Here is a 12,099-nt window from a genome sequence, read left to right on the forward strand (position 1 = left end):
ACGTATCGAATAAGGTGCGTTTTTTATTTTTAGGAGGGAAACTTATGATAAACGAAATGATTCAACAACATACATTTGACCAGGAACAAACACCAGCGATGTTGCAATTAGAGACGGCTACTGCTTCACATACTGCTTTTTGCTTTGCTATGGCAGTAAATCGTCATCACCAAATACAATTTGCAGTATTAGGAGGGAATGATAGTACATTAAAGTCATTCCGAGCAGCCATATCAATGGGTACACGTCGCTTGTATTTTGGAGAGGGACAAAAAGAAGAATTATATTATGCGTTAGGTAAAAAAATGAATGTAATTTCGACAGGACCATTTGAGTTTATTAATACACAAACAACAAATAGAAAAAAGGCAATTATTGCGTTTTCTAAGGAAATAGAAGAAAAGTATATTGTTGCAATTGACGAAGCACCAGAAATGCAAGTAAGAGACTTCTTAATGGCTCCTCCGTACGGCTTGCCGATTTTAGAAGAGTGGGCGAAGCCAATTTATGAGGAGATGCTAACAAGAAATCTGTTACAACCATTAGAGTTATATTTCGATAAGAATGAGTTTTCTTCTCTAACGATTGCACAAGTCGTATTAAAAGAAGAGGATTGTAAAGAGTTTTTATCAGAAATGATCCGGTCTGGAAAATGTCAATTTCCACAAGAAGGTACAGGTGAAAAAATCAATGAAATCAATGATTTAAATGAATATCTATTGGAGTATTCACCTGTCATGCTCGATAAGGTAACAAAATTAGATGAGCCTTTACATCAACCAATGAAAGATCAGGCATTATCTCATTTTGATACATACCAAAGACCATTATTCCCTGTACAGGCACATGTAGCAACAGGTGCAGCAAAAGCATTACAAGTACAAAAGGGAATCATCTTGCAGGGTGAAATGAGCACGGGCAAAAGTGCAATGATGACAGCTGCAGTAGATGGCTATTTTCAATTAAAAGGACAAAAAGGGTATCGTACATGCGTATTTGTTCCACCGACACTTACTGAGAAGTGGGCAAAAGAAGAAATACGACACTTATTACCAGACGCAGAGATACATCTTATTAAACGCACAGAGGATCTGATTCGAATTCATCAATCTTGGATTCAGGCTGGAAGACCAAAACCACAAAAACCAACCTTCTTTGTCATTAGTTTTACAACAATGCGAGGAGATTCTATTAAACAGATGCCATTCCCTTATAAGCAGACTTCTCTTTCTAAAAAATCGGAAGAAGAGGTGCAAAGATATTATAAGAAGGGCTACTACTGTTCGGATTGTGGTGCTAAGTTACGTAAAAAGACGTCTTCTATCATGGTGCAACAAGCCAATGGTGAACAAAAGGAAATCTGTCAATATAAAGAATTTACAGCAAGCGACTTAGATTCTAAAACAAATAAAAATAGTGTATGTGCTGATTGTAAATCGTATATTTGGAGTCCAAAAGTAAAAACAAAATATGCAAGTTTTAAAGATTGGACAAAATATGAGGATAAATTAGTACAGGCAATTAAAGAAGGAAATAAACCGTTACAAAAACAACTAGAGTTAGAGAATCGTGTAAAACCTTATGATGCGAAACACTCAGGGCGAGCATATCGAAAGGTAGCTACTGTTGAGTATATTCGTAGAAAAATGAAGCATTTCTTTGATGCTCTTATCGCTGATGAGATACATGAGCGTGCGACACGTTTCCCTATAAGTGTCTTATAAACAACGAAAAGGGAGATCCTATTGGGAATCAATAGGATACAACTGGAAAACTGAATAGTGGGAATGAAAGCCGTCATGTTGAGCTGAAGCCACTAACCTAATACTCCTACATGCAGATGAATATAGTAGTGTTCTCCTGTATGAAGCTAGGTGAAGTCGGCTGAATGTATTCTAAGTTCATTGTTTAGGATATGAATACAGATAGGCCGGGGGCTACAAAATATCTATGGTGAGAATGACATAAGTATGTCTGACGAACTTGCGAATGAAAGTGCCTAGAGGATTACATCACTGGAAACTATGATGACTGCTGAAGCAGAGTAAGATACCGATGAGTAAAATCGTTCGTTATGAAAATCGGGATGGTTAACAATCGAAACCATAAGGCTTACAGGTATAAAGCAAGCACCTAAGGGTATATATGAATAGCTAGGTTTTTCGGAACGTGGAAAGCAACTGACAACCATATATCGTCTACTTAGCGGGTTGGTTCCTATAAGGCGTATAACCGAAATGGATTTACAGTTGTGAGAGTAAGGACACAGTACCTAAGAAGTCATAGAAATATGATGGAGGGATAGTCCTAAGTCTATAAGAAGATTAACAATTCGAGTAGGAAATTCCCATCTTTCGAGTAAGATAGGTGAGTTGGAATACAAGTTAAAGGATGGTATTCACACCAATGGGGAACAAGAAGAATAGAGCAGTAAATTACTATGATTTCTCTGAGATTCAAAAGGAAATATATGAAGAAAGTAAGCAGGAGAAGAATAATTTTAAGGATTTGTATGAACTGATTATATCTGAGAAAAACATTCTACTAGCGTATAGAACCATCAAAAGTAATACTGGTTCAAAAACGATAGGTACAGATAAGAATAATATTTTCAATCTAGCAAAAATGAAACAAGATAAGTTCATTGAACTTATCCGTTCAACATTGGAAAACTACAAACCTGAAGCGATACGTAGGGTATGGATACCAAAACCAAATGGGGAAAAACGCCCTCTCGGTATACCAACTATTAAAGATAGAATAATTCAACAGATGTTCAAAAATGTACTAGAACCGATATGTGAGGCAAAATTCTTTAACCACTCATACGGATTCCGTCCTTTAAGAACAACACGGCATGCAGTTGCAAGGGTTCAATCCCTGATTAATATAAATAAGCTACATTACAGTGTGGATATTGATATTAAAGGTTTTTTCGACAGTGTTGACCATAATCTGTTAAAGAAACAAATCTGGAATATTGGAATTAAGGATAAGAGGGTAATTGCCATAATCAGCAAAATGCTGAAGGCACCAATTAAAGGTGAAGGCACTCCGAAAAAGGGAGTACCACAAGGTGGGATTCTGTCTCCTTTGCTGGCGAACATAGTTCTAAATGAATTAGACCATTGGGTTGCTCAACAATGGGAATCTTTTGAAACCAAGAAGAAGTATGCTAGCAATGATGTGAAATTAAGGGCGATTAGGGATAGCTCTAATTTAAAAGAAGGCTATATTGTTAGATACGCAGATGATTTCAGGATCATGGCTAGAGATTACAAAACAGCAGTGAGATGGTATCACGCAGTTGTGGGGTATTTAAATAACAGACTCAAACTTGAAATATCGGCTGATAAATCAAAAGTTTTGAATCTAAGAAAAAAATCATCTGATTTTCTAGGTTTTAAAATAAAGGCAATTCCCAAGCGTAAAAAGTTTGTAGCTAAAACTAATGTATCGGATAAGAAGAGAAAACAAATCCAAGAAAAATTAAAATTTGCTATCAAGGAAATACAAAGGAAACCAGATGAATCTAGCGTAAGATACTTCAACTCTATTGTCTTAGGGGTTCATCAATTCTATAAGTATGCAACACATGTTGTTAAAGATTTTTCGGATATAGAATATAGGCTCCTCAGAACAATGAGACGTAGACTTACCAAGGTTTCTAAGTATGAATATCCTAGAGTAGAAGCAAAATCAGCTTATAAAAAGTTTTATGGTACCTCGAGGAAGACGTACAAAATAAGTGGTAGTTATCTATTTCCCATCGGAAAGATTAAAACTACATCGAACTTCAATTATTCACAGAGTCAAAACCCGTATGACAATAAAGATAAACTTCAATGGGATAGGGAAATCGTCAAGCTGATGAAGACAAGATACACACACCGTAGCACAGAATATATGGACAATAGATTATCTATATACGCTATGCAGAAAGGTTGTTGTTGGGTAACTAATGCACCTTTACATGTGGGAAATGTACACTGTCATCATAAAATACCAGTATCAATGGGTGGTACAGACGAATTTAAAAATCTAGTGATTGTATCTAAGAATGTTCACAAACTTATTCACGCTACCGAGGAGATAACAATAAATAAATACATGAAACTTCTTAACTTAAACAGCAAACAATTAATGAGGATTAACCAACTCAGAGGAAAATGTAAACTCGAAAGAATTGTCTAATACTTACTTAATCTTATAGATGGAACGCCGTATGAAGCGAAAGTTTCACGTACGGTGTGGAGCAGGGGAAAAGGTAGAGATAATTTCAAATCCTTACCTATTGCTATTGAAAAGTGAAACTGCACAAGGAACTGCCCTGGGAAGTTTAGTTAAAGTTTGTAAGAAATTTGTAGGTGGAACAGGAACTCTTTTCGGAGGAAAGGCGAGTGACGTGTTCTATACGTTATGGCGCTTATATCCTTCCAAGATGGTGAAGAGTGGGTTTGAATATAGTTCTTTAATGGATTGGAATGAGACTTACGGAAACATCGAGAGAACATATTACCATGATGGTGAAGTTGTATCCAATGTAGCTTCGCGTGGTGCACAAGGAATGCTAGATAAAACTAAAGTAGTACCTGGTATTTCACCGTATGTGTTTACCCAATTTTTAATGGATACAACAATAAATGTACGTTTAAAAGATGTATGGCCAAATCCAGTTGAGCTAATCAATGTACCTACGATTCTTGTTGATATGTCTGAAGAGCAAAAACAAGCCTATGAGCATATGAAAGAGTCATTTGAAAAAGCAATTGAGGCAGCGAAAGGTACACCAGATGTCGGCAAATTGTGGCTTTCTTATATTCGTACAGGAAATGCATACCCAGATAACATGAATCGTTATCCTAACTATTACTTAGATGGGAATGAAAAAAATGTTGTTTGGTCTAATGCAGAATATAGATTCGATGAGGATTGTATGCAGCCGAAGGAGAAGAAATTGCAAGAAATATTGCATACTGAAATCTCTGAAGGTCGTCCAATTATCATTTATGTATCTGATACAGGATCTACAGTGAAAGAGCGAGACATTCAGCCTCGTTTACAGAAGGTTGCAGAGCAAGTACCTGGTGCGAAAGTAGCTATTCTCCGTACCAATACAGTTACTCCGCCAAAACGTAGTGAATGGCTAAAAGAGCAAGTGAAAAACGGTGTGAATGTAATCATTTGTTCGCAAGAACTTGTGAAAGTTGGCCTCGATTTATTGGCAACACCGACCCTGATTTTTTATCAATTATCATTCAGCTTATTCACATTAAATCAGGCAGCAAGAAGGCATTGGCGTATTGGTCAAACCAATCAATGTAGAACATTCTACCTTGGATATCGAGAGACTTTCCAAGCGCAAATGGCACAGTTGATAGCTCAGAAGAATAAAGCTTCTGAAGCAATGAATGGTGATGCGACAAGTGATGGTTTAAATGCAATGCTCGGTGATACAGGGGATTTACAGACTTTATTAATTCAAAACATTAAGAGTGGGAACCAATTAAAAGGCTCAACAGAAGAATGGACAAAAGCGGCATCAGAAGAATCGAAACGAGTTCTTGCAAATATCGGTAATGTGATTACACCTGTATTTGAATCGATTGAAATGCAATTTACGAACTGGGTGGAAAAATTACCAGGAACAATGGATGTTGCATTTATGAAAGATGCCCAATTTGTACAAAAGGCTGTTGAATTTATTCAACAAGGGAAAGTATCTGGTGTTCAAGTGAAGAAACGTGAACTTGAAATAGATGGGGAAGTAGAAGGTATCATTCGTACATTAACAACGCTGAATACAGATAAGCGTATGCTGGTTCAAAAACAAGATATTGCATTCTGGGATGAAGTGATTGTTGAAGTGGATACTGCTAAAAAGAAAGGGAAACGAAAAAGCAAAGTAATCGAAGGACAGTTTGAGTTCGATTTATTTGCATAACCGAGAGGAGAAAATAATGTTTACAATGATTTTTATCGCTTTATTTTGTTATATGTTTTTTGTAGTTCGCAAAGTCAGAAAAAATATGCTAATAGAAGAAGCAAAGAAAAAAGAAAAGGAACAGGCACCGGTGGAACGTCCCGTTTATTGGTGCCCGAGAGAAAACAGACCAATTGGTAGGGAACAAGAGCGTGTTACTGTTCCAACAAAAGAAATTACCTTAGAAAAGGATGTAGCAAATATATACGATTTAGTTGCTACATCGGTTCAAAAGAATCTGGGTGAAGAAGCGAGTAACAAATTAGAACAGGAAATTGAAGCTGTAGAAGAAGTGGAGTATGTTGAAGATTTTCACCATACTCCTGCTTCTGAAGCAGCATATGATATCCCATTCCCGAGTGATGACGAAATACCGTTTCCAAGCGATATGGATACACCAGAGGAATTCTTAGGAATTGAAGATATATTTCCAGAACTAGAACAGCTGCCGGTTTCATTAGAAACAGAACTTATCCTTCCTGTTCAACAAGAAGTATCAGAAGCACAGGATGGGAATGTGGTAAAGTGGACCGCAAAAGTGATTGGACGGGAACAAGGATTAACACGTGTAATAAATATGTCGAATAGGAAGCGCTATTGGATACATACAGAGGGAGAGATATTACCAGAAAATAAAATAATGTATATAGAATTAGAGGTCGATTCACCTTATTCCTATACATTAGTTGGATGGAGTGATAGACAACTAGGGAGTATATAAATCTATTTCCTAGTTGGTATTTTCTTAGTTATATAGCATTAAACACACTAGCTTCTCACTCATTTGTACAAGGACAAAATATTTTTTTGTTTTTGTACAAATGAGTGGGACGGAATGATTCACCATATAAGGATATTCAACTATAATGAGACTTTGTACGCCATTGTAATATTAAATTATTCTAAGATTGATGTGATAACCAGTCTTAGAATAGGAGAATTGAGAACTCTTCGCCATATTACAATGTTTAAAATAGATGAGATTGTATGAATATTTCTGTGTTAAAAAATTTTTATTATAATTACTGGAGGCTGATGAAATATGACAATAGATCATATGAGCAACAATGTAGTGGAAAAATTAGAACAGACGGTGCTCTACGAAAAGAAACAAGTAAAGGTATTGCGTGTAAGTAAAAGTAGTTCAAATATACACGCTTACATGATTTTCCCGGAATTCTCAGAGGTTAAAATTTCAAATACCGAACTGGATGAATATATAGAAAACCTATCAACAAGCGTGAAGTATGTCATTGATCGCAAGTTGAGTCAACAAGAAATTGAAAAACAAAATCATTCTTTCATTATGACGTGTGCAGTTGAGGAAGATGGTGTGATAGATGATGAAACTCTTCATTTTAATACGACTTATGTCAAACCACCAACGATTGCAAATAAAGTATTTAAGTTAGTGTGTGGATTAGGCAATCGTTTAGATAGCTTAAAAGAGTTACATATTACAGTATTAAATAATAATATTAATCGAATTGAAATTGAATTTTATAATGAAAATGAAACATACATGGCAGTAGAGAAGGAAGAAATCGCGAATGCAATTATGGGAGCATATACAAAAGCAAATATCTATTACTCAGCAGATCTCTATTATGTTGCAGAAGGAAATCAAATCAAATTAAAGAGCGTTAAACCAAAATTAGCGGGTGATGTGTGATGAAACAAGAAAAAGGGATGATAGGAGTCTTATGTACGCTTGTTTTGATGGTTTTACTTCTTATCCCCTTACAAGCAGCTCATGCATCTGTAAAAGTGGACTTTAATGAATTAAAAGGGAATAATGTTTCGTCATCCTTTAAAGAGGGATTAAACAATCGAACCAAAACACCAGAGAAGGATGATTCATTCGGTTCATCATTAATACAAAAAATTGAGGGTATGTATGCACCTGCCTTTAAAGTAGGGGTAAATATCTTTTCTATCTCTTTCGTATTAGGCGTTATTGTCATGGTTATGGCATTAATTACGAAGAATGGTCAATGGATGAAGTGGGCGACAGGGAGTATGATCTTTTCATTCGTTAGTATGATGGCGATGAGACTAAGTGTGTACTTCTTATTCAGTTCCGATGTAGTTTCGTTTATGAACATCTTTACGGATTTTTTAGACCTGTTTAAATCAACAGCACTTATTTTTACACCATTTATGTTAATTGCAGGTATTCGTTTACGAAAAATTCATGAGAGTACGAAACAACCTGAGTATTATCGTTGGTCCAATCGTGTCATAACGGGATCTTGTTTACTTTGTATGTTAGCCGTACTCGCTCCATGGCTATTTGCGAATATGTAAAGAAACACATATAAGAGGAATGAAAAAGGTACTGAATCTATATTCAGTACCTTTTATCTACCCATATGATTTCTTCTTTCGTATTCTTCAAATACTTCCGGTGATATAGGGGATAATATGCCACTTAGATATACAGCTGTATATAAAAAGTATTGTTCATCTTTTGTTTGAACTGTAAGAGTGCCTTGTTCCTCGTTATTAGGGATAATTCGTTCAATTTTCAGTTGTTTTTTGTCGCAAATAATTGCCTTTATTTTATAGACGTTATGTATTGGTAATCTTTCGATATACAGACAACTACGCTCTAACAGATAGAAAATGAGTGCCATTTGTAGAATGAACACAATTTGTAGTAGAGCTGGTATGCCTGCAAAACAGCCAAGGAAAATAGAAACTAAAATAATATTTAACTTCGAAAACCATTTCTCGTATTGCTTCATAGAAAGAATACTTTTTTTCGTTTGAAAGCCTTGGAATCTTGTTATGAGGAACAGGATCGTAAAGATTCCTTCATAAATAAGCCAAGTATGCCATTCCGACTTAGAAAGATCTAGTACTAAGTATATGATGCCGGTAAAGATAAGGATTGGTACCAGATGTACCAGGCTAAATAATATCGTATGTTCTAACATTCTTTTCTTGTAGATGTGATTAGTAATTGAATCCAAGTTTCTTAACTCCTTCTGCAATTTTCATGATGACACCACCAATAAGTAGATGGTATTCGCCTATTCCTTTTTCGTTTACATACCAGCACATATAGTGCCTAATACCTTCTTTTGCTCCATGATCATGTAAAGGGAAAGGAGATGCGTATTTTTCAGATGACATATTATTATCACCGAAAGGAACCTGTCCTGCCAGAGCAAAGCGTTTCTTTGCATCATTTACAATCCAACAACCATGATCTGCTGTTCCATACCATAATGCTTCTTTATGAATCGGATCAATAGAAGGCTGTGCTGGATAATTTTCAGCTAGTATTTGTGCTTTTTCTTCACGAAGTTGTTGATGAATATGTGAATTCAAAGGATCTTCCGTTCCGATTTCATAGGTTTCCTCAAAATTCCCACACTCATAAGGGATAAGGGGATTATTTGAATCAGCTGCTAATTGCAGACTGCAAGAATCCGATTTTGAAAGATAGTATACACAGTCTTTGCAGGTAAAAAGGTTTGAAAAAGTTGAATCTGTTTCTTGTTCTGTTACGGTATTATCTACTACAAGTTTTAACATGTCTATCACAATCCTTTTTAGGCTATTTCTGAAATTAATATAGACGTATCATATCATGCTTATTTTTAAATGTAAATATTTCCCATTTAAAAATGTGCTAATTTATTTTGAAAGGACTGTTTGTTTTGAAAAGAAATCGAGAATATATTGCTTTGCGAAATTCCATTTTGGTAGGTTGGTTGCTCACAATTATTGTTATGGGTCTATCTATCTATTTTTCTTCTATTGTGTATTTACTAATTGGATGTTTCATTCTGTCGCTTAAATATGGATTAGTGGGTACCGTAAAGAATGTGGAAAAGCGTTTACCTACCTGGGCTAATTTTGGTGTTATTGAAAAACCAGTAAATCGAAGAGTGACAAGACCGTTTCAATTTCGGGGTGGGCTCCTTGTTTCATTAGCGTTAGGATTTGTAGAGATGGTGATAAAAGGCTTATGTATCTCATATTTTATTTTAGGATTAGAAACGTATGTATATCGTTTGATACGCAAAAACGCAAGAGTGTGAAAAGGAGGTTTTTATCATTTTAGCCAAGAAGACTCCTTCCTCAAGGAGCGTGAAGGGTCACAGCCCAGTGAGTAGGTGGGAGATGAATTGGCTTCAAACAAGGGATGGCAGGGAGCCATCTTAATTGTTCGACATACATAAAGTGTTACTTCACTATCTGCCGAATATACGTTTGGTGTATAATAGTCATATACCGAAATGGAGGTGAATTAAATGATGATTAATAAGGCCTATAAGTTTCGTATCTATCCAAATCAAGCACAAGCAATTCTAATCAACAAAACGATAGGTTGTTCTCGCTTTGTATTCAATCATTTCCTTTCCCTATGGGATCACGCATACAAAGAGAAAGGAAAAGGTTTGACATATGGTACATGCTCTGCCAAACTTCCTGCCATGAAGAAAGAGTTTGTTTGGCTAAAAGAAGTGGATAGTATTGCGATTCAGTCGTCTGTTCGCAACCTTGCGGATGCTTATACACGCTTTTTCAAAAAACAAAACAGTGCCCCGCGCTTTAAATCCAAGAAGAACAACGTACAATCTTATACCACAAAACAAACAAATGAAAACATTGCTGTTGTAGGAAACAAGATAAAGTTGCCGAAGCTAGGCCCTGTTCGATTTGCCAAAAGTCGCGAAGTAAAGGGACGTATTGTAAATGCTACTGTTAGACGGAATCCATCTGGTAGATACTTTGTGTCATTGTTAGTTGAAACAGAAGTGCAAGAACTTCCGAAAACACAATCTTACATTGGAATGGATGTGGGACTAAAAGATTTCGCCATTTTGTCAGATGGAACAACCTATAAAAATCCGAAGTTTTTTCGTTCATTAGAAGCGAAGTTGGCGAAAGCACAGCGTGTTCTTTCTAGAAGGACGAAAGGTTCTACTCGCTGGAATAAACAGCGAGTAAAGGTAGCTAGAATTCATGAATACATGGCAAATGCTAGAAAAGATTACTTGGACAAAATCTCAACTGAAATCATCAAAAACCACGATGTTATCGGTATAGAGGATCTGCAAGTATCAAATATGTTAAAGAATCATAAATTAGCGAAGGCAATTAGTGAAGTATCATGGTCGCAATTTCGATCCATGTTAGAATACAAAGCAAAATGGTATGGCAAACAAGTCATTGTCGTATCGAAAACATTTGCTTCCAGCCAATTATGTTCTCGTTGTGGATATCAAAACAAAGACGTTAAAAATCTAAACCTACGTAAATGGGACTGTCCTTCTTGTTGTACACACCATGATAGGGATATTAACGCAAGTATCAATCTAAAGAATGAAGCGATAAGGCTTCTAACCGCAAGGATTGCGGAGATAGCCTAATCAATTAGAGTTCGATAGAACTCTTTACTTAGGAATCCCTCACTTCTAAACGAAGTGAAAGTGGGGGTAGTTCAATATGAAAGTATTGATATTCGAATTAATTCTCATTGCGATTCTGATTCCATTGAATATTGTTGTAAAAAAACATGTACCTAAATGGAAAGGGAAAGCTGGAGAAAAACTGGTGAAACGTATGTTGAGTAAATTAGATCCCAAAAGTTATTATGTGTTACATGATGTGACGGTTCATACAGAATATGATGATACAACGCAAATTGACCACATTGTTATCGCGGAAACAGGTGTATTTGTCATAGAGACGAAGAACTACGAGGGCTGGATCTATGGAGATGAGAAGGCGGCAAGATGGACACAAGGTATTTTTAGAAAGAAACACTCTTTTCAAAATCCATTTCGACAAAACTATAAACATACGAAAGCAATTGAATGGGTGATGGAACAACAGCTGCCGTGTATCTCTATTGTAGCGTTTCATCCGAAATGCAATCTAAAAAAAGTTAATGTACATTCAAAAGATAAACATATCTTATATTATTACAATCTGAAGAAATGTATTGAATCTTATACAGACATTCAGTTAACAAAAGAAGAGGTCCAGCATATCTATCAAACTATATTGCGAGCAAACATTACCGATAAGGGAATTGAAAAGAAACATGTGAAATATTTACATAATAAGTTCGCTAAACAATAATGAATGGAGCAGGA

General features: G+C 35.8%; 11 protein-coding genes. 9 read left to right on the forward strand and 2 right to left on the reverse strand.

Annotated elements, in window-relative coordinates; genetic code table 11:
* Positions 1–44: 44 nt before the first annotated feature.
* From QCI75_RS29090 to QCI75_RS29115, 6 genes are all read left to right on the forward strand, one after another.
* Positions 45–1,724 (forward strand): hypothetical protein, encoded by a 1,680-nt coding sequence (locus tag QCI75_RS29090; RefSeq protein ID WP_353762002.1) that lies wholly within the window; start codon positions 45–47, stop codon positions 1,722–1,724.
* 667 nt (positions 1,725–2,391) lie between these two features.
* On the forward strand, positions 2,392–4,194 hold the full coding sequence (ltrA, locus tag QCI75_RS29095; RefSeq protein WP_353762003.1) for a group II intron reverse transcriptase/maturase: 1,803 nt from the start codon (positions 2,392–2,394) through the stop codon (positions 4,192–4,194).
* Positions 4,195–4,225: 31 nt separating this feature from the next.
* Positions 4,226–5,944 (forward strand): helicase-related protein, encoded by a 1,719-nt coding sequence (locus tag QCI75_RS29100; RefSeq protein WP_353762004.1) that lies wholly within the window; start codon positions 4,226–4,228, stop codon positions 5,942–5,944.
* A 16-nt stretch (positions 5,945–5,960) separates the two neighbouring features.
* Entirely contained in the window at positions 5,961–6,704 is a 744-nt protein-coding gene (locus QCI75_RS29105; RefSeq protein WP_353762005.1) for a transposase, read from the forward strand.
* A 321-nt stretch (positions 6,705–7,025) separates the two neighbouring features.
* Positions 7,026–7,655 (forward strand): hypothetical protein, encoded by a 630-nt coding sequence (locus tag QCI75_RS29110; protein ID WP_353762007.1) that lies wholly within the window; start codon positions 7,026–7,028, stop codon positions 7,653–7,655.
* Positions 7,655–8,290, forward strand: coding sequence for a hypothetical protein (locus tag QCI75_RS29115; RefSeq protein ID WP_353762009.1), 636 nt, complete (start codon positions 7,655–7,657; stop codon positions 8,288–8,290). Before QCI75_RS29110 ends, QCI75_RS29115 begins: the two co-directional genes overlap by 1 nt.
* A 53-nt stretch (positions 8,291–8,343) precedes the next feature.
* Here the strand turns inward: QCI75_RS29115 and QCI75_RS29120 are convergent, their stop codons facing one another.
* Together QCI75_RS29120 and QCI75_RS29125 are read right to left on the reverse strand one after the other, a co-directional pair.
* Positions 8,344–8,958 carry a hypothetical protein gene (locus QCI75_RS29120; RefSeq protein WP_353762010.1) on the reverse strand — a complete coding sequence of 205 codons (615 nt, stop codon included), beginning with the start codon at positions 8,956–8,958 and terminating at the stop codon, positions 8,344–8,346.
* Complete coding sequence (locus QCI75_RS29125; protein ID WP_353762012.1) at positions 8,942–9,526, reverse strand: hypothetical protein; 585 nt, start codon at positions 9,524–9,526, stop codon at positions 8,942–8,944. Before QCI75_RS29125 ends, QCI75_RS29120 begins: the two co-directional genes overlap by 17 nt.
* Positions 9,527–9,651: 125 nt before the next feature.
* Here QCI75_RS29125 and QCI75_RS29130 point away from each other — a divergent pair, with 125 nt between their 5' ends.
* From QCI75_RS29130 to QCI75_RS29140, 3 genes are all read left to right on the forward strand, one after another.
* Positions 9,652–10,035 (forward strand): hypothetical protein, encoded by a 384-nt coding sequence (locus QCI75_RS29130; RefSeq protein WP_002139798.1) that lies wholly within the window; start codon positions 9,652–9,654, stop codon positions 10,033–10,035.
* Positions 10,036–10,248: 213 nt separating this feature from the next.
* Positions 10,249–11,370 (forward strand): IS200/IS605 family element RNA-guided endonuclease TnpB, encoded by a 1,122-nt coding sequence (gene tnpB / locus QCI75_RS29135; protein ID WP_353762013.1) that lies wholly within the window; start codon positions 10,249–10,251, stop codon positions 11,368–11,370.
* A gap of 76 nt (positions 11,371–11,446) precedes the next feature.
* The gene (locus tag QCI75_RS29140) at positions 11,447–12,085 is read left to right on the forward strand and encodes a nuclease-related domain-containing protein (RefSeq protein ID WP_353762014.1); all 639 of its coding nucleotides are present in this window, start codon (positions 11,447–11,449) and stop codon (positions 12,083–12,085) included.
* Positions 12,086–12,099: the final 14 nt, after the last annotated feature.

Source organism: Bacillus cereus group sp. RP43, assembly GCF_040459645.1.
Classification (GTDB): Bacteria; Bacillota; Bacilli; order Bacillales; family Bacillaceae_G; genus Bacillus_A; species Bacillus_A mycoides_C.

Excerpts from the sequence above, each read along its gene's own strand:
- QCI75_RS29090 (WP_353762002.1), top strand. The coding sequence starts at position 45 with ATGATAAACGAAATGATTCAACAACATACATTTGACCAGGAACAAACA.
- ltrA (WP_353762003.1), top strand. The coding sequence starts at position 2,392 with ATGGTATTCACACCAATGGGGAACAAGAAGAATAGAGCAGTAAATTAC.
- QCI75_RS29100 (WP_353762004.1), top strand. The coding sequence starts at position 4,226 with ATGAAGCGAAAGTTTCACGTACGGTGTGGAGCAGGGGAAAAGGTAGAG.
- QCI75_RS29105 (WP_353762005.1), top strand. The coding sequence starts at position 5,961 with ATGTTTACAATGATTTTTATCGCTTTATTTTGTTATATGTTTTTTGTA.
- QCI75_RS29110 (WP_353762007.1), top strand. The coding sequence starts at position 7,026 with ATGACAATAGATCATATGAGCAACAATGTAGTGGAAAAATTAGAACAG.
- QCI75_RS29115 (WP_353762009.1), top strand. The coding sequence starts at position 7,655 with ATGAAACAAGAAAAAGGGATGATAGGAGTCTTATGTACGCTTGTTTTG.
- QCI75_RS29125 (WP_353762012.1), bottom strand. The coding sequence starts at position 9,526 with ATGTTAAAACTTGTAGTAGATAATACCGTAACAGAACAAGAAACAGAT.
- tnpB (WP_353762013.1), top strand. The coding sequence starts at position 10,249 with ATGATGATTAATAAGGCCTATAAGTTTCGTATCTATCCAAATCAAGCA.
- QCI75_RS29140 (WP_353762014.1), top strand. The coding sequence starts at position 11,447 with ATGAAAGTATTGATATTCGAATTAATTCTCATTGCGATTCTGATTCCA.